20 protein-coding genes are annotated in these 22,628 nt (G+C 38.4%); 5 read left to right on the top strand and 15 right to left on the bottom strand.

Features of this window, described 5'->3' with window-relative positions; translation table 11 throughout:
* Nucleotides 1-15 precede the first annotated feature (15 nt).
* Nucleotides 16-597, top strand: coding sequence for a 3'-5' exonuclease (locus Q4567_RS07425; protein WP_303499941.1), 582 nt, complete (start codon nucleotides 16-18; stop codon nucleotides 595-597).
* Between the two features lie 96 nt (nucleotides 598-693).
* On the opposite strand, the gene Q4567_RS07420 is transcribed toward Q4567_RS07425, so the two are convergent.
* The 3 genes from Q4567_RS07420 to Q4567_RS07410 form a co-directional block, all read right to left on the bottom strand.
* Nucleotides 694-1,188 (bottom strand): DUF3592 domain-containing protein, encoded by a 495-nt coding sequence (locus Q4567_RS07420; protein WP_216046612.1) that lies wholly within the window; start codon nucleotides 1,186-1,188, stop codon nucleotides 694-696.
* 8 nt (nucleotides 1,189-1,196) lie between these two features.
* Nucleotides 1,197-1,577: a hypothetical protein gene (locus Q4567_RS07415; RefSeq protein WP_303499940.1), complete on the bottom strand. Its 381-nt coding sequence runs from the start codon at nucleotides 1,575-1,577 to the stop codon at nucleotides 1,197-1,199.
* Between the two features lie 1,223 nt (nucleotides 1,578-2,800).
* Complete coding sequence (locus Q4567_RS07410; protein WP_216046610.1) at nucleotides 2,801-2,995, bottom strand: CsbD family protein; 195 nt, start codon at nucleotides 2,993-2,995, stop codon at nucleotides 2,801-2,803.
* 307 nt (nucleotides 2,996-3,302) lie between these two features.
* Here Q4567_RS07410 and Q4567_RS07405 point away from each other — a divergent pair, with 307 nt between their 5' ends.
* A complete protein-coding gene (locus Q4567_RS07405; protein ID WP_216046609.1) occupies nucleotides 3,303-4,892 on the top strand; it encodes a Na/Pi cotransporter family protein in 1,590 nt (529 codons plus the stop codon).
* A gap of 11 nt (nucleotides 4,893-4,903) precedes the next feature.
* On the opposite strand, the gene Q4567_RS07400 is transcribed toward Q4567_RS07405, so the two are convergent.
* Nucleotides 4,904-5,998, bottom strand: coding sequence for a glycerol dehydrogenase (locus tag Q4567_RS07400; protein WP_303499938.1), 1,095 nt, complete (start codon nucleotides 5,996-5,998; stop codon nucleotides 4,904-4,906).
* A 240-nt stretch (nucleotides 5,999-6,238) separates the two neighbouring features.
* Between Q4567_RS07400 and Q4567_RS07395 the strand changes: the two genes are divergently transcribed.
* A complete protein-coding gene (locus tag Q4567_RS07395; RefSeq protein WP_303499937.1) occupies nucleotides 6,239-7,186 on the top strand; it encodes a DnaJ C-terminal domain-containing protein in 948 nt (315 codons plus the stop codon).
* A 1-nt stretch (nucleotide 7,187) separates the two neighbouring features.
* On the top strand, nucleotides 7,188-7,487 hold the full coding sequence (locus tag Q4567_RS07390; protein WP_216046606.1) for a chaperone modulator CbpM: 300 nt from the start codon (nucleotides 7,188-7,190) through the stop codon (nucleotides 7,485-7,487).
* A gap of 481 nt (nucleotides 7,488-7,968) precedes the next feature.
* On the opposite strand, the gene Q4567_RS07385 is transcribed toward Q4567_RS07390, so the two are convergent.
* The 6 genes from Q4567_RS07385 to Q4567_RS07360 form a co-directional block, all read right to left on the bottom strand.
* Nucleotides 7,969-8,775: a DUF1080 domain-containing protein gene (locus Q4567_RS07385; RefSeq protein WP_303499935.1), complete on the bottom strand. Its 807-nt coding sequence runs from the start codon at nucleotides 8,773-8,775 to the stop codon at nucleotides 7,969-7,971.
* Entirely contained in the window at nucleotides 8,763-9,344 is a 582-nt protein-coding gene (locus Q4567_RS07380) for a gluconate 2-dehydrogenase subunit 3 family protein (RefSeq protein ID WP_303499933.1), read from the bottom strand. The genes Q4567_RS07385 and Q4567_RS07380 overlap by 13 nt, the downstream gene beginning before the upstream one ends.
* The gene (locus Q4567_RS07375) at nucleotides 9,344-11,029 is read right to left on the bottom strand and encodes a GMC oxidoreductase (RefSeq protein ID WP_303499931.1); all 1,686 of its coding nucleotides are present in this window, start codon (nucleotides 11,027-11,029) and stop codon (nucleotides 9,344-9,346) included. Before Q4567_RS07375 ends, Q4567_RS07380 begins: the two co-directional genes overlap by 1 nt.
* Nucleotides 11,030-11,294: 265 nt before the next feature.
* A complete protein-coding gene (gene acnA / locus Q4567_RS07370; RefSeq protein ID WP_303499930.1) occupies nucleotides 11,295-14,024 on the bottom strand; it encodes an aconitate hydratase AcnA in 2,730 nt (909 codons plus the stop codon).
* 268 nt (nucleotides 14,025-14,292) lie between these two features.
* On the bottom strand, nucleotides 14,293-14,964 hold the full coding sequence (locus Q4567_RS07365; protein WP_303499929.1) for an ABC transporter substrate-binding protein: 672 nt from the start codon (nucleotides 14,962-14,964) through the stop codon (nucleotides 14,293-14,295).
* A gap of 145 nt (nucleotides 14,965-15,109) precedes the next feature.
* Complete coding sequence (locus tag Q4567_RS07360; protein ID WP_216046601.1) at nucleotides 15,110-15,364, bottom strand: hypothetical protein; 255 nt, start codon at nucleotides 15,362-15,364, stop codon at nucleotides 15,110-15,112.
* 136 nt (nucleotides 15,365-15,500) lie between these two features.
* Between Q4567_RS07360 and fabA the strand changes: the two genes are divergently transcribed.
* Entirely contained in the window at nucleotides 15,501-16,019 is a 519-nt protein-coding gene (gene fabA, locus Q4567_RS07355) for a 3-hydroxyacyl-[acyl-carrier-protein] dehydratase FabA (RefSeq protein ID WP_216046600.1), read from the top strand.
* Nucleotides 16,020-16,070: 51 nt separating this feature from the next.
* Here fabA and rmf read toward each other — a convergent pair whose 3' ends face one another.
* From rmf to rlmKL, 5 genes are all read right to left on the bottom strand, one after another.
* Entirely contained in the window at nucleotides 16,071-16,247 is a 177-nt protein-coding gene (gene rmf, locus Q4567_RS07350) for a ribosome modulation factor (protein WP_216046599.1), read from the bottom strand.
* Nucleotides 16,248-16,558: 311 nt separating this feature from the next.
* Nucleotides 16,559-18,313 carry a DUF3466 family protein gene (locus Q4567_RS07345; RefSeq protein WP_303499926.1) on the bottom strand — a complete coding sequence of 585 codons (1,755 nt, stop codon included), beginning with the start codon at nucleotides 18,311-18,313 and terminating at the stop codon, nucleotides 16,559-16,561.
* Between the two features lie 70 nt (nucleotides 18,314-18,383).
* The gene (locus tag Q4567_RS07340) at nucleotides 18,384-20,273 is read right to left on the bottom strand and encodes an ABC transporter ATP-binding protein (protein WP_303499925.1); all 1,890 of its coding nucleotides are present in this window, start codon (nucleotides 20,271-20,273) and stop codon (nucleotides 18,384-18,386) included.
* Nucleotides 20,270-20,503 (bottom strand): glutaredoxin family protein, encoded by a 234-nt coding sequence (locus tag Q4567_RS07335; protein WP_216046596.1) that lies wholly within the window; start codon nucleotides 20,501-20,503, stop codon nucleotides 20,270-20,272. The genes Q4567_RS07340 and Q4567_RS07335 overlap by 4 nt, the downstream gene beginning before the upstream one ends.
* A 20-nt stretch (nucleotides 20,504-20,523) precedes the next feature.
* On the bottom strand, nucleotides 20,524-22,623 hold the full coding sequence (rlmKL, locus tag Q4567_RS07330; RefSeq protein ID WP_303499924.1) for a bifunctional 23S rRNA (guanine(2069)-N(7))-methyltransferase RlmK/23S rRNA (guanine(2445)-N(2))-methyltransferase RlmL: 2,100 nt from the start codon (nucleotides 22,621-22,623) through the stop codon (nucleotides 20,524-20,526).
* Nucleotides 22,624-22,628: the final 5 nt, after the last annotated feature.

Here is a 22,628-nt window from a genome sequence, read left to right as displayed (position 1 = left end):
AAATAGAGGTACCTAGTGGATAGGCCAACAAAGGATGAAATAAATCAATTACCGATATTTGTCGGCTTACCTGTAGATAAAGTAGAAGTTGTGACTACTGACAAACGAGCAAAACAAGTTTTACAAATACTAGAAGAGCATGTTGCACTTGGTTTTGATACTGAATCTAAACCTGTATTTGTTAAAGGGGAGGTTTCTGATGGCCCTCATTTAATTCAGTTATCCACGCTTAATAATTCATATTTATTTCAAACGCATTTTTTGGACGCGTTAACTGTAATTTTGCCTATTTTGCAAAATCCAGAGATTAAGAAAGTAGGGTTCGGCTTAACCGTTGATCGAAAGTTGTTGCGTAAAAAATTTGCTGTTGAATTGGTCAATACAGAAGAGTTGTCTAGTTCAGTGATGCAACATCTTAATCTAAAGGACAAGGTTGGGGCGAGATTAGCGGTTGCCATGGTACTGCATCAAAAACTCTCGAAATCTGCACAGAAAAGTAATTGGTCAAATATAACGTTAACAACAAAACAAATACTTTATGCATCCAACGATGCTTACGCGAGTTTATGTGTGTATAACAGGCTACAGCAGCATTAAATAAAAAATAGGGAAGGGTTATGGTTGTTGCATAACGCTAAATGAAAATCCACTAAAGTGCTGTTCTGAGGCGATACCTATGTGCTTTTTAAGACCTCAAGCACAGTATTCTTGAAAATATAACAGCAGCGGGATAACCGCGATACCGAAAGTGATAACCATACCAATAACGCCTGGTTTTAATAAATAGCTTTTAGCGGGTGCTTTAGGGTTATAAATTACATTTACGCTGCCATCTTCATTTTTTTTGATCTTATTTAACTGGGTTTTAAGGATGAATTTAGCATTGTGCGAGGCAATTATAATCCATGGAGACACTCGTTTTCCTTGATACACTTTACCTGAGACCTGATACGCATATAACGAGTTCACTTTATATTCTTGGTCGGATAAAAGAATTTGCGGTACTCCCGATTGTTCAACAGAGGCTGTTAATAAAGTACCTTTTGCTACAGGCCACTGTCGTATTAAAATTTGTTTGATAAAAGAATATAAGCACACTATCAACAGGTAGAGGACGACAAAAAAGAGTACACCTTGCTTTTCTCCTTCAGAGGCTAGCCCCCACATTTCTTTTGTATACTCAATCATCTGTTTAATTACCTCAATTGTTGTTTTATATCAGAAACAATTGAAGTGTAGATACGAAATGCCGAATTGCTGTCCTTTTTAGACAACTCCGATACTTTAAACTGGTTCAATCTATACGAGTTACTGTCTAAACTTAAATCCGCTACCAAGTTTGAAATAATGCTTTGATTAAAATCATTAGCAGTAACAATCACTTCACAAATGTCAGACTTAATATTATTTGCTGAACAATAATAAGATATTTGCGTTTGATTACTTTGTTTTATATTTCGGACACAATTGCTGGGCAATTCAATTTCCCGATCAAAAATAGCTATAACGGGTTTTGAATCAGACGCTTCAACACAAAACCCTAAAAATACCAATAAGCTGAGGTACCGTTGTTTCATAAATACTTTTTCACTACAAAAATCTAAATTATTTAGCTATAGCTAACAATAACTAAATAATTTAGCTAAAGGTTAATAAATTCGCAAAATATAACCATGATTCACTTACCACATTGAGAAAAAGTATTTATTTGCAGCTATTTAAACCCATGTAACACTCTAAACAATCACTTCATTTTAGCTATTGCTAGGCTGTCAATTTTCAAATACCAATAAAATGACACTCAATTATTCTTTTAAAATACTAATGTTTGAAATGCTAATCACAAAGTACTGAGATCACAGAGATAAACTAGAATAGGTAATCGAGAAATTTTTAAACAAGACTCGATTAACCACTAACTAGTAAGATTTACTAACTGGGCCTTGGTAGCGTTCAATAATTGAAACGTCAGTCGATGCTTGTAAGTTTCCGAGAAAGAAAAACACTTTCAATTATTAGCCAAAGAGTAATTTCTAGCTGTTTGTAGAAACAAAAGCAAACCATTCAATCAGATCATATTTCAACGATCAGTGTTTAAAAGTATATAGGGCTTTATAAGAAGTGAACCTATTAAATCATAGTATTCAATAATTGCCATTCAACAAGCCAACTCCAATCAAATTAAACGCAAGAGTTCCTACAAAAATAATTTAATTATTAAATTCAAAGAGGGGTGAAAAAATCTCATTTAGCCTCAATACGTCAATTCTGGTGGTGTCGGGCAGCGAGAGTAAGCACTTATTAATAAAACTATATTAAATTTAACATAATATACATTATACGAATAATGGTATTAATGTGGATGAGAGGGCTTCTCGGGCGTTTTTGATAAAATATGGGCTTATTTAACGAGTCTGTGTGCTTCTGCTTTTTGAATTTAACGTACCTAAGTTGTCAGAATTTACGTACGGTGCTGTTACTCTTATTTTTGTTTTGAGCAAACTAGATTCAATTAGAAGATTTGTTTTAGAGGAATTTATTTTCTGTGGCCATTTAATCTTTGTTGGATCATCACTTTATAAGCACTCATCCGTTTAAATTGAGTGTTTAGAGGTTCGAACATACTCTTATAAGATTCAGAGTTTTAAGATTTTGGGAATTGAGATTTAGGGTTTACTCAGGAATGATTCAGGAAGTTATTACATGAAGCTTTTGAAATATGGTTAATGATCGTTTCTTAGTACGGTATAAAAAGTGGTCGGTATTTACCGACCACTAGTTTTTTTAAAGTAACGAAAAATTAGCTATTAAGGAATTGATCGACTTGTTTTTCCGCTTCTTCTTTGGATTTTCCATAGGACTGCTGGACCTTACCAACTAACTCTTTACGAGTACCTTCCATTTTATCAAGGTCATCATTGGTAATCTTTCCCCAGTTCTTCTGTACTTTACCTTTTAACTCTTTCCAGTTGCCTTTAATTTGATCATCATTCATAAAATTCTCCGTTTAGTGTTGAAGTTAAATAAGACGTTTGTTGACTGCACTAGGTATGGAGCAAAGACTGGACCATGTGGACGTGGCAACTCGTTTGGTATGCTCAAATTGGCTAAATGCATTGATTTAAAAGAATTATTTTCTTACCTATCTTTTTTATTGGTTCAAAATTGTGTTTTCTAGACTAATCTAATATCTGCATCTGTGAAAATATTACAGTGTCAGGGTTACAAAATTGCATGATTAGAAGAGTTTCAAGCTGGACACATTGTGTCTCAGTAGCATGGATAACTTATGGGCAAATTGAATGACAGATAAATGGACACTATTTGCAGAGATTTTAGGCGGCGTCGGACTTTTCTTGCTTGGCATGATAGTTATGACTGACGGTTTAAAAGATCTCGCAGGTAAATTAATTAGAGTTCGTTTAATGGAATACACTCGCAGCCCCTACTCTGGCGCACTTTGTGGCGCGTTGAGTACAGCCATTTTACAATCCTCTAGTGCAGTAACTGTGGCAACGGTCGGCTTTGTAAGAGCTGGTTTAATGACTTTTAGTCATTCGCTAGGCGTTATATTTGGCGCTAACATAGGAACAACCATTACCGGATGGTTGGTTTTATTGTTTGGGTTTAAACTTAAACTCGGTGTAATTGCGTTTCCGCTTATTTTTAGTGGCGCTCTTCTTCGTCTGTTTGCTAAAACGAACTTAGCCGCATTAGGGCTAACTATTGCGGGTTTTGGACTTATTTTTGTAGGAATAACTGAACTCCAACAAAGTATGTCTAGCCTGCGAGATTTTTTCTCATTCGAAGGTTTGTCGGTTTCCACCTTATTGCAAAAATTAACGGTTTTAGGTTTTGCTATTCTTTTTACCCTCGTTATCCAATCATCAAGCGCCGGTGTCGCCGCTGCATTAACTGCGCTTTATTCCGATTTAATTGATTTTGAAGTAGCAGCAACCCTGGTGATAGGAATGGACATTGGCACTACTGTAACCGCACTAATGGCAACAACGGGGGCATCTATAGCCGCTAAACGTACTGGCTATTCTCATGTGATTTATAATCTATTTACAGGTGTAACCGCTTTAATGTTTGTTACGCCTTTTGTAGTGGCATGGGAATACCTTACGGCAGAGCCTATCGTTGAACATGCAGAAATAGCGCTAATTACTTTTCATTCGACGTTTAACTTACTCGGGATCATTATTGTTTTACCCTTTAGCAACGTTTTTGCAAAAGTGATAGAACGCTTAATTCGATCTAATCAAAAAACAAATTCAGATCAGTTAGACGACAGCATTCTTAATCAACCTTCAATTGCACTAGATTTAGCGCTGGATTCGTTAAGAAAACAAATGATTTCGTTATTAAAAACCACGTCAGAAATATTGCAAAAAGACACTTCAATGGCCACTAAACTGGTTGAACTACAGACCGATATTGATGTTTCTCGTGAATTTATAGATTCCATCCCGGTTGAAAACAGCGCGCAACAAGAACGTCTATTAAATATGATCCACACTTTGGATCATATGCAAAGGTTACATGAACGATGCGAAGAATTACCCAGTCAAAGGTTTTCTAATTCCCTACCCACTGAACTCAATGATTGGTCTATTAAACTAAACGAGGCAATAACAACATTAGTCAGCGGAATTGAGCAAAACCAATGGTCAACACCAATGAAAAAGGTGACTGAATTATACAAAAAACTCAATTCTGAACATCGGGAATTTAGGCATAATATACTTACAAGAGTAACCAACGATGAGTTTAACATAGTAGATGCGACTAACATGCTGGATGCTTTTCGCTGGTTAGTCCATGTCGCCCAACACATTGAAAGGTGTGCAAACCACTTGTCAGAGTCAAGGGCTTTGACAAATGGTTAACTCTATTAGATTTATAATTTCTTTCTACGTCTACCTTCGGCATCTGCGGCTTTAATGCAATGCATGACTTTTCTATGGGTTACTTCATAAGGCTCATTATGGATAGTTTCACCCTCAGCACATGCTCGTTTAGCAACTTTCATTAGATCATCTTCCGTGGGATCAATCATTCCAATATCCTCAAGACAAATAGGTAAACCGATTGATTGACAAAAATCGAATACTAAATCAATGGTTTTACTGGGCCTATCAGTGAGAAACATCATTGCTTGAAGTCCAATTGCGACTTTTTCACCATGATAATAATTGTGAGTAGCTGCGATAGTCGTTAATCCGTTGTGGATTGCATGTGCTGCTGCCAAACCGCCACTTTCAAAGCCTAATCCACTTAATAACGTATTGGCCTCAACCACATGTTCAAGTGCGGGCGTTACTATGCTGCTTTCACAAGCGCGTTTTGCATATAGACCATATTCAATCAAGATTTCATGACATAACTTAGCTAAGGCATAAGCACTTAATGGCCCTACTCTGCCGGTCATGTTTGTGCCGCGTTTTACTCTGCAATCTTCAGCTTCAAACCAAGTGGTAAATGCATCTCCCATGCCTGCCACTAAAAATCTTACCGGAGCGTGGGTTATGACATTAGTGTCGACTAAAACCACCTCAGGGTTATGTGGCAGTACTTCATATCGATTAAATGAACCATCGGAATTGTATATTACGGATAACGCGCTACATGGTGCGTCAGTAGAGGCAATGGTTGGAATTAAGATGATCGGACAATTTTGTTTGTAGCCGACAACTTTAGCTGTATCAAGTGTTTTACCACCGCCAATACCAATAATCACATCACTGGTGTCACCGGAAAACCGTTCACATAGCTTGGTTATTTCTTGGTCGCAACATTCACCACCAAAAAGCTGTAGTTTAGAATCATTTAATTGACCCAAAGCCTCTTTAAACATTCCATTATTACTATCAGTAACAAATTTATCAGCTATGATAAAAGCTCTCTTGCCGTGTCTTGCTACTTCTTCAGGCAGAATGCTTAGTGCTTGGTCACCTTGAACATAACGACCTGGGAATATCGAAGTGGAAATCATCTGAAAGGCCTCGCTGTTGTTTGAAGATGTATATTAATTTAAAGCAATAGCCACGTTTTATGTTGATCTACATCAACAACATTTGCTTCTTAGGGATACAAACTAGTAATACCATTTATATCGCGATCATGAAGGAACTATAATCAGACTGATACATACAAAATATGTATGAGGTCAAAGAATTATTACGCCGAACGATGTAAACATTATGTCGCTCTAACTATCGGGTAAGGAACATGTATGGATTTTAAAGATTACTATCAAGTTTTAGGTGTCAAAGATGACGCTGATTTAAAAGAGATTAAAAAGGCCTATCGTAAACTTGCACTCAAACTTCATCCCGATATGAATGCTGCTCCAGACGCAGAAGAAAAGTTCAGAGAAGTGGCTGAAGCCTACGAAGTATTGAAAAATGAAAACAAACGAGCCGAGTATGATCAATTAAAACGTTACGGTGCTCAAGGAGGACAAGGGTTTGATGTCCCGCCCGATTGGCAGCCTAGTGGAAACTATGAACATTCACCCGGTTCTGGAAGTGCTGATTTTTCCGACTTTTTTAATTCAATTTTTGGTGGTGCAAATCGTCAACATCGACAATCACGTCAAACAGAGTCTGACTTATTTAAGGGCCAAGATGTTGAATTAGAAGTACCACTGTTTTTGGAAGAATCTGTTAAAGGCATAGTGAAAAGAGTGGAATATACGGTTCCTAATTTAACCGGTAATAGAGTCGAACAGCTGAAGAAGTCACTTGAAGTTAAGATTCCTGAAGGGACCTCTGATGGCGAACGAATTAGAGTTAAAGGTCAAGGAGTACCAGGAAGTGAAAGCAAATTAAATGGCGATTTATATTTACATATTCGTTTAATACCCCACCCTTTATTTGATGTTCAGGGCCATAACCTATTACTTACCTTACCCTTAGCTCCTTGGGAAGCTGCACTTGGTACTAAACTCGAGGTGCCGACGTTGTACGGGAAAATTAGTCTTAATATTCCAGCTAATAGCCGCTCAGGACAAAAGTTACGTGTGAAAGGTAAAGGGCTTAAGCATAAACAGCAGCAAGGTGATCTTTTTGCCGTGATTAAAATAGATATTCCAAGCAAAACAACTCCTGAAACAGAAAAATTGTGGGCTCAATTAGCTGAAGCCGCTAATTTTGATCCTAGAGCAGATTGGAGCAATTAAGATGTCAGAAATTACACTTCACCTTTCAATTCATGAGTTATGTGAATACGACGAAATTACCCAAGACTCGATTTACGCAGTTGTAGAATACGGGATAGCCATACCCATTGAAGGAAATACTATTTCTGAATGGATTTTTGATTTAGACAGCGCTCACTGGATAAAAAAAGCCGTTCGACTTAATCAGCAATTTCAGATTGATTGGGTTGCTACTGCAATGGTCATTGAGTTAATGCGTCAAAAAGAACAATTAGAGAGAGAAAACGACCAACTAAAAACTAGAATAGAGCGTTTGCTTTAGTGTAAATATTTACGGTTTTAATAAGATAAAGGTCAACTATATTTGTAGTTGACCTTGTCTATTTCAATTAAATTGTATCCTCAAAAACGGCCAGTAAATAGAACAAAAAAGCGTTTTTCTGAAGGCGAATTTGCATCAAAGTCATTTAAATAATGCCCTTTTTAAGCACGTCTACTTGACACAAACGGCCCATTTTTATTTATAACTACTCGTTAAAAACAGCACGATAAAACACACTAACAATACGATTTTGAACAATTTGAATTCGAAAACCTATAATCCTTAAGGTCGAAGCAACTTCGCTTTGAATTGTTAGAAATTTCCATGGAAAGAATATTTAATCTATGCTGCTGTTGGCCTGCAAGAGTTACGCATAACCACGCGTAACTTCACATTATCATCAAAATCAAAATAAGACTGTCTAATTTAGTTAAAAAACACACTGTATAGCCTGATATTTGAACAATTTATTAGGCTTTTTTTAAGGTGTATTTTTTAATTCTCTAAGCCAAATATTTCTGAAACTGACTTTATTTCCGTGGTCTTGTAATTGAATTGGTGCGCAGCCATGAGCCTCATAACTTGGTGCTCCAATCCATTCTGTTTTACCTTTTATTTCGGTGTGGTTTTGTACAACAACTCCGTTATGTAAAACCGTAATAAAAGCAGGAGAAGTTAATCTATCCCCATTAAATTTTGGGGCCTTATAAATGATGTCATACACCTGCCATTGACCTGCAGGTCGCATTGCATTAACCAATGGTATACTTTGTTTATAGACGCTAGCTGCTTGTCCATTTACATAAGTTTGATTGTTGTATGAATCTAATATTTGAATTTCATATCTTTGCTGCAAAAAAACACCACTGTTGTGGCGTTGTTGTCCCTCAAGCCCCGCTACTTCTGTTGGCGTTTTCCACTCTAAATGCAATTGAATATCGCAAAATTCTTTTACAGTTTTAATGTCTCCTGCTCCAGGATTAACAGTCAAGCTGCCATTTTCAACTATCCATTTAGCATCTTCATTAGATAAAGATCGCCATCTAGACAAATCAGTCCCGTCAAATAATACAATTGCATCGGAAGGTGGACGATTCTCTGATGCCGAAATAACCTTAGGGACAGGCTTCCAAACCTCGGTTTTTTCAGCTTGTTGCCAAGGTTCAATAGGCGCTTCACCAGCAATACTTTGGCCCCCAGAAAGAGCAAAGCCTATCGCAAGCATTAGGGGGATTTTTGAAAAACAGGAAATGAATAAATATTCTGTTTTTGGGGTCATCTGGCCCATGCTCTATCTCCTTTTTTATAATCCAAATCGCCGTTATAAGATCCTGGGATCGCTACATGGCGTAAGACTTTTGTTGCTCCCAATTCAGAGCTAAAAAAACTAAACAAAACTAATTGTTTGAGCATCGTAAAATAGTGAATAGGAACGGATTTATTCGCTATTTGTTGTTTGTTTTGATGAATATATTGTTTAGCTTCGGTGTCGAGTTTAGTGAGTAACTGCGTTTGCTGATTTGCACTAAGAAGAAGGAAGGCTTGATTAAATTCATCACTAGCTTGTTTTTCAATCTCTATAAGCCCTTTTTTAAATATCTGTTGTTCTTCGGCCATATAACAATCTGTAATTATTATGGCTATGGTTAGACCTACATTGGCTTGCTTCGCGCCAGGAGTATCAGTTTGCGGAATAATGGTTTCTCCCAATTGGTTGAACAAGATAACGTCTTCTTGATTAAAGCTCGTATCAGTTAAAGATACCTTTGGCCGTAAGTCATAAGCCAGAGATTGACCACCAATAAATGCAGTGCCGGTGGCTGCAGCAATCATTTTTAGTAATTCTCGTCTTTGCATTACAAATTCCCTTTTTTAAGTTCTTCCACTGCAAAAGCGGCAGCTCTAGCGGTTAATGCCATATAGGTTAATGACGGATTGACGCAAGATGCAGAAGTCATACATGCTCCATCAGTTACAAACACGTTTAGTGCGTCCCAAACCTGATTATTTCCATTTAACACCGAGGTTTTGGGATCTCTGCCCATACGCGCAGTTCCCATTTCATGAATTCCCATTCCTGGGTAATAGCCTGCATCAAAGCCTTCAATATTCTTTAACTTTGCAGCATCAAAAAAATCGATTGCATCTTGTTGCATGTCTTTGCGCATTCGATACTCATTTTCCTTAATTTCAACGTCCATGGCTAAAACCGGTAACCCCCATTTGTCTGTTACTTTATGGTTTAAATAGATCCGATTTTTATGGTCAGGTAACATTTCTCCGAACGCAGTCATACCGATCCGCCAAGCTCCAGGTTCACTGATTTGTTCTTTTAAATTCGCTCCAATACCCATTTCCGCAACATCCCGCCCCCAGCCTTGACGGCTAGCACCGCCTTGATAACCAAAGCCTCTTAAGTAGTCTCTGCTATCACTCCCCCAATTTCGGTAGCGAGGAACATAAAAGCCACTGGGTCGGCGTCCGTAATAATATTTATCATCGAAACCTTCAACCTCAGCCGAGGCCCCTGCGCGAAAATGATGGTCCATAACATTGTGACCTAATTCACCACTACTGCTGCCAAGTCCTCCCTGCCAAATGTCAGTAGCAGAATTCATTAATAACCAGGCAGAGTTTAGTGCAGATGCATTAACAAACACGATTTTACTGTTGTATTCGATTGTTTGATTAGTCTGGGCATCTATGATCATTACGCCTGTGGCACGTTTTTTATCTTTGTCGTAGATTATTTCTTTTACAATGGAAAATGGGCGCAAAGTTAAATTGCCGGTTTTAACGGCGGCCGGCAATGTTGAAGACTGAGTACTAAAATAGGCACCAAATGGACACCCGTACCAACATTTATTGCGATATTGGCAGCCTGTCCTACCTTCACTGGGTTTCGCTTCTGTCATATTGGCCGTTCTACCGGGAATTAGATGACGAGTTCCTTTAAAAGCTTTTTTAATTCGCTTGGCGACTTCTTTTTCAACACAATTTAACGCCATGGCAGGTTGATATATCCCGTCAGGTAAAACATCTAAACCGTCACGATTTCCGCTAATTCCTGCAAATCTTTCCACATAGTCATACCAATCAGAGAGATCTTCATAACGAATCGGCCAATCCACTGCTACGCCCTCTTTTTGATTGGCTTCGAAGTCTTCTGCATTTAATCGATAACTTTGACGTCCCCACAATAAAGAACGCCCTCCCACATGGTATCCACGAAACCAATCAAACCTTTTATCTTCGGTATAGGGGGCATCTTTCTCATTCGCCCACATACCAAAAGTTGACTCATTTAATGGATAATCACGACTAAGCACCGGGTAGTCTTGTTTCATGTCTTGGGTTGCTAAATCTCTATGGGGGAAGTCCCATACTTCTTTGTGAGCGTTTTTATAGTCTTTGATGTGTTCTACGTTTTTACCTCGTTCTAACATCAAAACCTTTAAACCTTTTTCACACAGTTCTTTGGCCGCCCAACCACCACTAATTCCGGAGCCCACGACTATTGCATCATATTCGTTTGTCTTCATAGTTCGTCCTTTTAAGCTGTAGCTTCTTAGAAGGTAAATTTTTACTGCTTCGACATGACGAATGCACGATTACAAAGCATTTACGTATTATTTACTTATTTGTAATGTTAAACGTTTAAGAAAAGTTTGACTAGGGGGGCAATTCAGAAAATAAACAAGATAGTAAAATTAGTAATATTCTTAGTGGTTTTACTAGTTTTGTTGAAGCAAAAATCGTTTAAGCCAAGCTCCTAATTTAAGAAGCTTGGCCTATTCTTTTTGGGTTTTACAACAGTTTTCTGATCACGAACTGCAGGATTCCGCCATGTTTGAAATATTCAAACTCGTTGGGAGTATCGATGCGAATGTCAGCATCAAAACTAAAGGGTTGTTTATTGGCGCGGTGAACATTGACCACGACACTCTTCTGATCACTGGATATAGCATCAATGTCGTAGGTTTCAGTGCCATCTAGCTTGTAAGTTTCTGCACTTTGTCCTGATTTAAATTGTAATGGTAATATGCCCATTCCAATTAAATTTGATCTATGGATCCGCTCATAACTTTGGGCAATAACGGCTTTGATTCCTAGCATTAAAGGTCCTTTTGCAGCCCAATCTCTAGAACTTCCAGTTCCATATTCCTTGCCTGCAATAACGATAGTTGGCGTTCCACGACTTTTATAAACTTCAGCGGCTTCAAATACGGTCATTTCCTCAGACTCTGGCTGCAAACGAGTCCATCCACCTTCGGTTCCAGGTGCAAGTTGATTTTTTAAACGCACATTTGCAAAGGTGCCTCGCATCATGACCTCATGATTACCACGTCGTGAACCATAGGAATTAAAATCCGTTTTATTGACATTTTGTCGCTGTAGATATTTTGCTGCTGGAGTATCTAATCCAATAGTGCCAGCTGGTGAAATATGATCAGTAGTTACACTATCACCTAATTTTAGAAGACACTTAGCACCTTCAATGGGGTCAATATCGGTAGCCGTCGCTTTCATTTTTTCAAAAAATGGCGGGCGTTTTACATAGGTTGATTCTGGCCAATCATAAATATCGGAATCAACCGCTTCGAGGTCATTCCAAATCTCTCCACCGTCATAGATAGAGCCATACTTTTCAGTAAACATGCTTTTATCCACTACTTTTTCGACAATCTCGGCTATTTCCTCATTACTCGGCCATATATCTCTTAAGTAAATAGGTTTTCCATCTTTGCTGGTGCCTAGGGGTTCTGAGGTCAGATCTATATTCATGTTACCTGCAAGCGCATAAGCAACAACAAGAGGTGGAGATGCTAGATAGTTTGTTTTGACTTCTGGGTGAATGCGACCTTCAAAATTACGGTTGCCTGAAAGAACCGAAGAGACTGTGAGATCCCCTGAAGTGATCGCTTTCGATATAGGATTCGGAAGAGGACCTGAATTGCCGATACAGGTTGTGCAACCATATCCCACAAGGTTAAAGCCTAGTTGATTCAGCTCTTCAGTTAACTCAGCCTTATCTAAATACTCTGTCACAACTTGTGAACCTGGGGCAAAGCTGGTTTTTACCCAAGGATGAACATGCAAGCCCAATTTATTGGCATTTTTAGCCAATAATCCTGCGGCGACTAACACAGATGGATTCGAGGTATTAGTGCAGCTTGTTATTGCTGCGATGACGATAGCACCATCTTCGATGTCAAAGCTTTCACCATTGTATTGGCATTCGACCTTTTTACTAATGGGCTCTTGCCCCTGCCCGCCTTCATTTTCATAGCGGCCTTCGATGGTATCCTTTGGCGCTATTTTCAGATCAGATTGATCCGACACCCATTTTTTAAAGCTACTGGCAGCATCATTAAGGGCAATTCTATCTTGGGGTCTTTTGGGTCCAGCAATAGATGGAACTATGCTGGATAAGTCTAATTGTAATTTATCATGGTATTGGGCTTCACTTAGGCTATCTGAGCCCCACATTTTTTGCGCTTTGTTATATTGCGTAATGTACTCTATCTGTTCTTCGCTGCGACCGGTTAACCTTAAATAGGTTACCGTTTGTTCATCGATTGGAAACAAACCGCATGTGGCTCCGTATTCGGGCGACATATTTGCAATAGTTGCTCTGTCTGCGACCGTCAAATGTTGAATACCTTCACCGATAAACTCTACAAACTTCCCTACCACCCCAAACTCACGCAACTGCTGAGTAACCGCCAAGACCATATCGGTTGCGGTGACCCCAGGTGCAAGCTTGCCGGTCAATTCCATTGCAACGACTTCTGGAATTAGCATTGTCACTGGCTGTCCTAACATGGCAGCCTCTGCTTCTATGCCGCCTACGCCCCAGCCCATGACGCCAAGTCCATTTATCATAGTGGTATGTGAATCGGTGCCAACTAAAGTGTCTGGAAACAGAACTTTATTACTATCATCGGGATTTTCACTATCTTGTGCAAAGGTGACACGAGCCAAATATTCTAGATTGACTTGGTGAACAATGCCTTTTCCTGGCGGCACAACTTTGAAATTGTTAAAAGCTTTTTGTCCCCATTTTAAAAATTGATAGCGCTCTTTGTTTCTTTTTACTTCAATTGCAGTGTTATGTTTAAACGCATCTTTACTGCCGTACTCATCCACCATAATTGAGTGATCGATCACCAAGTCGACCGGCTTTAACGGATTGATTTTTTTAGGATCCCCTCCTAAATCATTCATAGCATCTCGCATTGCAGCTAAATCTACAACAGCTGGAACACCGGTAAAGTCTTGTAAAATCACTCGGGAAGGGACAAAGGCAATCTCGGTGGATGAGGCGGCGTTATTATCCCATTTTATTAAGGCATCAATATCTTCTGTTTGTACAAAATCGTTATGACTATGCCGGAGTAGATTCTCCAGAAGCAACTTTGCAGTTAATGGAAGGCGTTGAAGTTGTTCAGCTGAACCAGCTTTATTAATGTCGTAAAAAAGGTAATTTTTACCGTCAACAGAAAGAGTAGATTGATACTTTGAAGATGAATCCATGGTGCTTCCTTTTGTGTGCATTTAAAAATGGTACTTTGAAAGACTGAGAATTAAATCTAATAGCTTTTAGAGCGGGTTCCCATCAAAATCGTTCCATTAAATAAAATATTCTTTGTTTATGTTCTTTGAGTAATTCAAAGCAATTTGTTAGCCAATTCGGCAATGGCCATTTCTAGGGGAAGATAGAAAGGAAGAGTGTTTAAAGTGTATAAAAATTTTTCACCCATTGTAAAAATTACATTTTCCACAAAGGGTATATAAGTTGAAGTTAATCAGCGTAATATTGTTCTCTGATTCTTTTAAAATCTCCGTTTTGTTTAGCTGTTCTAATTATTTGTTCAATCTCTGCTTGTCTTTCGGTAAATTTAGAAGATTTACTTAGCCCAAAAAAGTAATTGCGCTGAGCTTCTGGCTGATAGAGTGCAGGTACAATAGTTACTTCACTTTTTACGGTTTCCAATAACTTATTGGTACTGTGAGCAAAATGCACAAAACCGTCTACCCTCCCTTTTTCTAGTAAACCTATTTTTTGTTTTAATGTAGATACTTTTACTGTTTGCGGCCTTTCAGTTAAGCTCAGTTCAGGAAAATAATTCCCGCGAATAGTAACCGCAAAAGTGGATTGTTTAAATTCCTCAAAAGAAGATAATCGATATTTATCTTCTAACTTCACGAATAAGGTGTTTTGAATTGATTCGTAACTCGGTTGCAAAATAATGAAGCCCTGATCCGGCGCAGCATAATGGTGGACTCCAACCACTAAATCTAAATGACCATTCCTGAGTTCAACTAATCGACGACCAAAAGATAATGGTGTTATGACAAGATCGGCATTCAATTTATCCGCCATATAATGTAAATACTGTGCATGCAATCCGTTGGGAAATTCTGGCGAAACGGAAGAGTGTAATATATCTTTCGCTGTGCTCTTTGTTGCCATCGTTAAACAGCTAAGCAGGATAAAACAAAACAATTGAAACTTTTTAATAACGAAATCCTTAGTACTCGAAACTACTTTGACTAATTTAAATTTTATTATCCGTTAACTATGCACAGATTTTTAAGTAATTTATGGCTATTTCTGATTAACGCTTATGATCTTTTAGCCATTCATTTAATAATTTAATTTGACCGCATTTATAAGCAGCATAAGTTATCCGCAGTGCATTAGACAAAACCTCATTGTCGGTCCATTTGGTTTTATCGCGGATTTCGTTGTAACAGCTCATCGCATCTTTGGTTACGTAACCACGAACTTGTTTATGACCCAACTCTTTTTGTCGTTGTCGATAGCGTTTTTGCTTTTCTGCGTTTGCGACTTTTTTCTGGTTTTTTTGCATTTAATATAATATCAATAAAATTTAACGTTAGAATAGCTACAAAATAACAGTTTGTTTGGAAAATTTCACTGTTCAGAGTTGTTTAGCTTACAAGTGTTCGCTAAATTAGACACTTTATAAACTAGAAGAAGCCTAAATGAGTAATTTTAAATCAAGTTTTAGCCGTGAAGATCTCTTAGCATGTAGTCAAGGGGAGCTTTTCGGGCCAGGTAATAGTCAATTACCCGCTCCGAATATGCTTATGATGGACCGTATTGTAACGATAAGCGAAACAGGCGGAAAATACGATAAAGGGTATATTTTAGCCGAGTTAGATATTTCTCCTGATCTTTGGTTTTTCGATTGTCACTTTCCTGGTGATCCAGTTATGCCTGGTTGCTTAGGACTCGATGCAATGTGGCAGTTAGTTGGATTTTTCTTAGGATGGTGTGGCGGACCAGGTAAAGGACGTGCCTTAGGTGTTGGTGAAGTCAAATTTACTGGGCAAATTCTTCCTACAGCCAAAAAAGTTACCTATAAAATTAATATGAAGCGGGTAATAAAACGTAAATTGTATATGGGAATGGCTGACGGTGTTGTTGAGGTGGATGGCAGAGAAATCTACGCTGCTGAAAACCTAAAAGTTGGTTTATTTCAAGACACTAGTAGTTTCTAAGTATTTTAAGAACCCACTAAAATACAAAAGCCCCTTTCGGGGCTCATTTTCCTAACGGCTGTTTAAACCAATATTACGGTCTTCGATAGCCTCTCGCCATCCTCCTAACCACTCGGAACGAGATTCAGTTGTTTGAAATGGACAGATTTCTTTAGAACGTCCTGAAATACCTGCTTGATAGCCTTTTGAATGAGCACGGGAAAGTTTGTCGCGTTTTTGTCTTTTCATTGAGTGACCTCTTGTTTAAACAAATACATGTGATTATCTGAACCACAATACTGAGACTATCTGAAACACAAAAGGGTTCAATATGTTACTGCATAAAAATTCCCAATTTATTAATAAATATATGATTAGTTTAGGTTTTTATCTTTACACCAATTTTGAATATAGGTTTGTTTTTTAAGACCAAATTAATATTTCAATTTTGTGACGTCAACGAATGCGCGGTCTAGATTGAAGTTAATCAAAAATCATAAAAAAGCCCCGAAACAAATGTCGGGGCTCAAAGTTAATTTTTGTTTAGCTCTAAAAGATGATTAGGCTTTAAATTTTTGTCTTAATCGACCACCGAAGACGAACAAAGCAAGTCCCAATATATAATATAAACTGCCACCTTTACGCTCAACAGTCTCTTTAACTAAATGACAATCATCTATACTACCGCCTGGAATAGGCACTAATTTAACTGCCACAGACATATTCTGGAAAATCGTATTACCACGAGCATCTAGTGCTAACTCGCCATTAATGGCGGTGCGCTCGCGATATATCACTGCTGTTGCGGTAATTTCATCGTTATCGTTAATATCAATGCCTTGCACGATGGTATAAGGGGTATCACAGCTTAATAAATCGTTTATATTGGTAAACTCTTCAGTATTGATATCGTAAAGAAAAGCTTCTTTTCGACGGCTACCGATCAAATCTGTGTCTACCTCACCTTCCCCAACAACTAAACCATTGTTGTTGATGCCTCTGGCAATACTTGACGAGCTTTCAAAGAAGTCGTCCGGGAAACTAAGAACGTCACCACGATAATCATAAACAAAAAATTTATTACGAGTCGCTGAGGTGATAATTTTATTGGCATAACCAACGACAACGTCATTATCATTTATATCTAAAGCGGTACTTTCTAAATATTCTTCATCACTGATGAATCCATGCACATCGTCTCCATCAAAAACAGCAGCTTTGTTTATCACTACCGTCTGTGAATCCTGATAAAAGTCATTAGAAACGCCTACTGCGATGCCATTATTATTGATGGCATTAGCGCGGCTTTCATAGAACCTAGTATCACCAGGTGCAGGTTCTAATATTGTGCCCAGCTCTCTACTATTTAGAAGTTCTCCGCTTGAACTAAACTCCCAAATGATCGCCCTACGCAAAAATGTTTCGTCAACTGGATCGCGATTACCCAAGGAATTAGCGAGTTTTGACCGCACTCTGCCTTGATATTCATCACGGAGTTGCCTTAAACAGTATTCTTGAGGAATGTCGCCTCTAGCTTCTTTGTCGTCACATAAATCCACAACGTCATCAAAGCCGTCGATAACATCCACAGATCCATATCCAGCGACTTCAAAACTATCATTGATATCATTTGCAACACTTATCCCTCCCAACAGATCTTCAATGGGAGGAACTTCGATTGTGACACCGTTGATATCCATAAAACCACGAACGAGGAAATCTTGAACGTGGTATTTTAGGTTCAAGCCGTTTTCATTTCGGTAGTTGATTTTTTGGAATGGAGCTTCTCCAAAACCTACGATAGCAGAAAAGTTATTAATTCCGGTGGCCAAAGTATCAGCACTTTTTGTTAAACCTTGAAGATCTTGTTCGATGACATCGAAGCCAATTTTTTCTTCTACTTCAGTATTTTCCAATACATAACTTTGCACAGTTGCAATTTGTTGTAGAAAGGGATTGGTTGAATCATTACTTTGTGGGTAAAAGATGTTAGTCGTTGTAGCGTCGGAAGTGATGAAACTATATAAAATCAGTAAGTCATCATCATTAATATTGCCCACAGATGCGCCATCTGCATCTGTTAACGTATTAATTAATGCTTCGCTTTCAAAGTTAATTAAATCAACATCTATTGGCGGATTAAAAGGATTAGCAATCGATGCTGCGACTTCACCTCGATCATTAATTGCTCTAGCATAGCTGTTAATCCCTTTATCTCTTAAAGGTAATTCCACAACTGTATATTTTGCTGCTTGCGCTGAACAAATGGTTAGCGCACAAAGGGTTAGCCCAGAGGCCAGCCGATTCATTTTCATTACGTATCCTGTAAATTACTACTTAATTAGCTAATTTCGGTATTTTGATATAGCAAATACATTTGGGTATCTACATACCTTCTAGCTCATCCCATCGTGCATACGCTTTTTCCAGCGAACTTTCACAATCTGCTAGTTCATTGATTGCGGTATTAAATTCATCTTGGGACTGCTTAAAAAATTCCGGATCATTTATTTTACTTTGTAAAGCTTGGACTTCATTTTCCAGCTTTTCTATTTCTAGTGGTAAAGAATCTAGCTCTAATTGATGTTTATAAGACAACTTTTTTGTCTTTTTTATTACCGGTTGAGACTTAGGACTCGCTGATTTTACAGAAGTTTCGTCTTCTGTGGTTTTTTTTTCTGTTTGATACCAAGTTTCGATATCAGTATAACCACCAACAAACTCTTTAAGCTTACCATTGCCCTCAAAAAACAGGCTAGATGTTACGACATTATCAACAAATTCTCTATCATGACTTACTAAAATAACAGTGCCTTGGTAACCGGAAATTAAATCTTCAAGTAACTCCAAAGTTTCCACATCTAAATCATTTGTTGGTTCATCTAGAATTAGTATATTTGAGGGCTTTAACAATAGCTTAGCCAACAATAATCTATTTTTTTCTCCGCCAGAAAGTGACCTAACCGGTGCGTTAACTCTATCTGGCGTAAACAAATAGTCCTGTAAATAACTCATAACATGCTTGTATTGGCCATTAACCAACAAATCACGCTTTCCGTCACCCACTACATCAATAACACTTTTATCTAAATCTAAGGCTAATCGGTGTTGGTCAAAATAGGCAACTTCTAGATTAGCTCCTTGTTTTACAGAACCCGACTGGGGTTGCAAACTACCTAATAACAAACGTATCAGGGTACTTTTACCACAGCCGTTGGGGCCGATTAAGGCAAGTTTATCGCCTCTAAATACATTTAATTCTAAATTATTAACAATAACTTTATTGTCAATTTCATAGTGCAAGTCGACGGCTTCAAACACAATCTTGCCGGAAGAGTTACTGGCACTAACGGTAGCTTTCGCTCTGCCTTGCAATTTATTCCTTTGCGAATGCTCTTGGCGCAGTGCTTTAAGCGCTCTTACCCGACCTTCATTACGAGTACGACGTGCTTTTATTCCTTGTCTAATCCATTGCTCTTCTTGGGATAATTTTTTATCAAACTCAGCGTTAGCATTTTCTTCGTTTTTAAGATCTTCGGCTTTTTTATCTAAATAGGTTTGATAGTTACCAGGATAACTGGTGAGGTTACCGCGGTCTAAATCGATAATTCTGGATGCCACAGCGCGGATAAATGCTCGGTCGTGACTGACAAAAACTACCGCGCCTTTGTATTCCTTAACAATTCCTTCAAGCCACTTAATCATGTGAATGTCTAAATGGTTGGTTGGCTCATCTAGCAATAATATGTCTGGGTTCCCCACCAAGGCTCTAGCTAGCGCGGCTTTTCGACGCCAACCACCAGATAAAGAAGATAATTGCTGATTACCATCCAAATCCAATAAAGTCAGTACCTGACTAATTTGTTGCTCAAATTGCCAAGCATCTTGATGCTCTAACTTATGTTGAAGCTGCTCTAAAACTTGTAGATTTTTATCAGATGGATCGGTAGTCACTAAATTTATTTGGTGGAAATAGGCCTTTAATAACTCACCTGTTTCAGCCATACCTTCAGCGACATAATCAAATAGTGTTGACTCAACACTTTCCGGCGGATCTTGCGGAAGACGAGATATTTTAACGTTAGGTGAAATAATTCGTTGGCCATCATCTAATGGCTGGTCACCTTCTAAGACTTTTAGTAACGTGGACTTACCACAACCATTACGGCCTACTAAACAAATACGTTCGCCAGGGTGAACCACTAATTCGCCTTTGTTTAAAATGGCAGGATGTCCAAACGACAGTTGAGCATTTTTTAATTGTAATAAGCTCAAGCTAAAAACTCCTTCAGTTGCATTAAATCAAATGGCCAGCCTAATTCTTTCTGGTTGTCTTGGCGTTGGATAACCGGAATTCGTGCGCCATATAAATGGTATAACTGATGGTCTGATTTCACGTCAACAGTGGTAACTTCCAAGTCATAACTTGTTGCTACTTCTGCTAACAAAGCATGAGCTAAGTCACACAAATGACACTGTTTTCCAGAATAGAATTTTAACTGCATGTATCAATTATCTCGTTTATCTAGTCTTGCTTGGTAAATATCCAGCAGTGGTGAATTTTAGGATTACGTTTGAAGTCTTCAGGCAATGTTTTTTGACTTATATTATCCACCGATAGCCCCAGTGACTTAACGGCACTTTCATCCAATTTAAAACTGCGTAGATTATTAGAAAAAATAATCTCACCCTTTGGATTTAAGCGCTGGTAGGCATGTTCAAGCAGTTGCATATAATCACGCTGAACATCCCAAGTTGAATCCATTCTTTTAGAATTAGAAAATGACGGAGGATCGATAAATATTAAGTCATAAGTTTGCTGATGGTCGGTTAGCCAATTAATACAATCCGCTTGAATAAATTGATTTGCGCAATTGATGTTGTTCAACTGAACGTTTTGTTTCGCCCAGCTAATATAGGTTTTCGACATATCAACTGTGGTCACTGATTTTGCACCACCTAATCCAGCGTGCACAGAGACACTTCCGGTATAGGCAAAAAGATTCAACACATCTTTATTGCTTGATCGTTGTTGCACAATTTGGCGGGTAATTCGATGATCTAAGAACAGTCCCGTATCAAGGTAATCAGACAGGTTAACTAAAAACTTAGCCCCATTTTCGTAAACCTCTAAAGTAACTTTCTTTTCAGCTACCTTTTGATACTGTTCACTGCCTTTTTGCTTTTGGCGTGTTTTCACTACAATTTGCGTTGAATTCACCCCAGTCACTTCGGGTAATGCCAAGAGTACGTCATGCAAGCGTTTACGGGTCTTTTGCTCTGGAATATCTTTTGGCGCAGCGTACTCTTGCACAACTAACCAATCAGCGTAACGATCTATTGCCACGTTGTATTCGGGCAAATCGGCATCATACAAACGATAACAGTTAGTATTTTGTTTGTTGAGCCAACGAGATAGGGACTTAATATTTTTAGCTAAGCGATTGGCAAAATCGGATTGCGGCTTCACCGACTCTTTAACAATGACATTCTTTTCATCTAATACGTAATTAACCAACTGACACTCAATAGCCCCGTTCATTAATTTGTAATCTTTATTGGCAACCAATTTCAGCTGTTTAAACAGGTCTCTATTAGCAGTGAGTAAACTTACTCGCCAACCTTGAAAGTGTTGTTTTAAATGTTCGCCCCATGATTGGAACACTGGTAATAGTTCAGTCAGCTCATTTAATCTTTCCCCGTAAGGTGGGTTAGACACTATGTAACCGGCTTCGCAATCAACTTGTAATTTAGTCGCATCAGAATTGAAAAAAGTAATGTGCTCAAGCATTCGGGCTGAATCGGCATTTTGTTTTGCAGTGTTTAAAACTCTTCTATCCAGATCATTAGCATATATTTTTGCCTCAGGCTGTACTTGAGCATCCAGTGCCTCATCAACTAATACTTGCCAAAGTTCAGCTTGATGTAATTTCCAATTGCTGAAGCCCCAGTGCTGTCTACCTAAGCCAGGAGCAATATTACATGCCATCAATGCCGCTTCGATGGCAATGGTTCCTGAACCACACATTGGATCAAATAATGGCTTAGAGCGATCATTATTCCAACCACTACGTAATAACATCGCACAGGCTAAATGTTCTTTTAAAGGAGCTTGTCCCGTTTGCTGACGATAGTGACGTTGGTGTAAGCTGCGGCCCGAAATATCCACGTATACCGCAAAATTTTCTCTGCGTACTCGAGCATGAATTCTTATATCTGGCTGAACTTTACTGATCGACGGTCTTTCGCCAAAATGATGGCTAAAGGTATCAACAATTGCGTCTTTAACCTTTAAAGCACCAAACTGGGTGTTATTAATCGTTCTATTGGTACCCACAAAATCAACCACAAAGGTATTTGAAACGCTAAAGTGATCCTGCCACGGCACAGTTGCAACAATATCATACAGCTCTTCGGCAGTATCTATTTTGCCTTCGGCCAATTGCACAAGAACACGATTCGCTAACCGAGACCACAGACAAACTTGGTATACATCTTTTAGCTCACCACTAAAATACACCTGACCAGGTCGCATTTTTAAACTGCTATTCGGTAATAAAGTCGTTAACTCGTCAAGCAATAGCCCATCGAGTCCCCTTGAGGTTGTAACTAGAATTTCAAACATGTATG

The organism is Aliiglaciecola sp. 2_MG-2023 (assembly GCF_030548145.1).
Taxonomy (GTDB): domain Bacteria; phylum Pseudomonadota; class Gammaproteobacteria; order Enterobacterales; family Alteromonadaceae; genus Aliiglaciecola; species Aliiglaciecola lipolytica_A.
Note: the sequence above shows the minus strand (reverse complement) of the source record. Positions and strands in the feature narration are given on the sequence as shown.

What these genes read in the sequence shown, in the direction of transcription:
- Q4567_RS07395 (WP_303499937.1), top strand. Translation starts at nt 6,239, where the DNA reads ATGGATTTTAAAGATTACTATCAAGTTTTAGGTGTCAAAGATGACGCT.
- Q4567_RS07390 (WP_216046606.1), top strand. Translation starts at nt 7,188, where the DNA reads ATGTCAGAAATTACACTTCACCTTTCAATTCATGAGTTATGTGAATAC.
- Q4567_RS07420 (WP_216046612.1), bottom strand. Translation starts at nt 1,188, where the DNA reads ATGATTGAGTATACAAAAGAAATGTGGGGGCTAGCCTCTGAAGGAGAA.
- fabA (WP_216046600.1), top strand. Translation starts at nt 15,501, where the DNA reads ATGAGTAATTTTAAATCAAGTTTTAGCCGTGAAGATCTCTTAGCATGT.
- rlmKL (WP_303499924.1), bottom strand. Translation starts at nt 22,623, where the DNA reads ATGTTTGAAATTCTAGTTACAACCTCAAGGGGACTCGATGGGCTATTG.
- Q4567_RS07400 (WP_303499938.1), bottom strand. Translation starts at nt 5,998, where the DNA reads ATGATTTCCACTTCGATATTCCCAGGTCGTTATGTTCAAGGTGACCAA.
- Q4567_RS07385 (WP_303499935.1), bottom strand. Translation starts at nt 8,775, where the DNA reads ATGGGCCAGATGACCCCAAAAACAGAATATTTATTCATTTCCTGTTTT.
- Q4567_RS07335 (WP_216046596.1), bottom strand. Translation starts at nt 20,503, where the DNA reads ATGCAGTTAAAATTCTATTCTGGAAAACAGTGTCATTTGTGTGACTTA.
- Q4567_RS07380 (WP_303499933.1), bottom strand. Translation starts at nt 9,344, where the DNA reads ATGCAAAGACGAGAATTACTAAAAATGATTGCTGCAGCCACCGGCACT.
- Q4567_RS07405 (WP_216046609.1), top strand. Translation starts at nt 3,303, where the DNA reads ATGACAGATAAATGGACACTATTTGCAGAGATTTTAGGCGGCGTCGGA.
- Q4567_RS07360 (WP_216046601.1), bottom strand. Translation starts at nt 15,364, where the DNA reads ATGCAAAAAAACCAGAAAAAAGTCGCAAACGCAGAAAAGCAAAAACGC.
- acnA (WP_303499930.1), bottom strand. Translation starts at nt 14,024, where the DNA reads ATGGATTCATCTTCAAAGTATCAATCTACTCTTTCTGTTGACGGTAAA.
- Q4567_RS07375 (WP_303499931.1), bottom strand. Translation starts at nt 11,029, where the DNA reads ATGAAGACAAACGAATATGATGCAATAGTCGTGGGCTCCGGAATTAGT.
- Q4567_RS07365 (WP_303499929.1), bottom strand. Translation starts at nt 14,964, where the DNA reads ATGGCAACAAAGAGCACAGCGAAAGATATATTACACTCTTCCGTTTCG.
- Q4567_RS07410 (WP_216046610.1), bottom strand. Translation starts at nt 2,995, where the DNA reads ATGAATGATGATCAAATTAAAGGCAACTGGAAAGAGTTAAAAGGTAAA.
- Q4567_RS07345 (WP_303499926.1), bottom strand. Translation starts at nt 18,313, where the DNA reads ATGAAAATGAATCGGCTGGCCTCTGGGCTAACCCTTTGTGCGCTAACC.
- Q4567_RS07415 (WP_303499940.1), bottom strand. Translation starts at nt 1,577, where the DNA reads ATGAAACAACGGTACCTCAGCTTATTGGTATTTTTAGGGTTTTGTGTT.
- rmf (WP_216046599.1), bottom strand. Translation starts at nt 16,247, where the DNA reads ATGAAAAGACAAAAACGCGACAAACTTTCCCGTGCTCATTCAAAAGGC.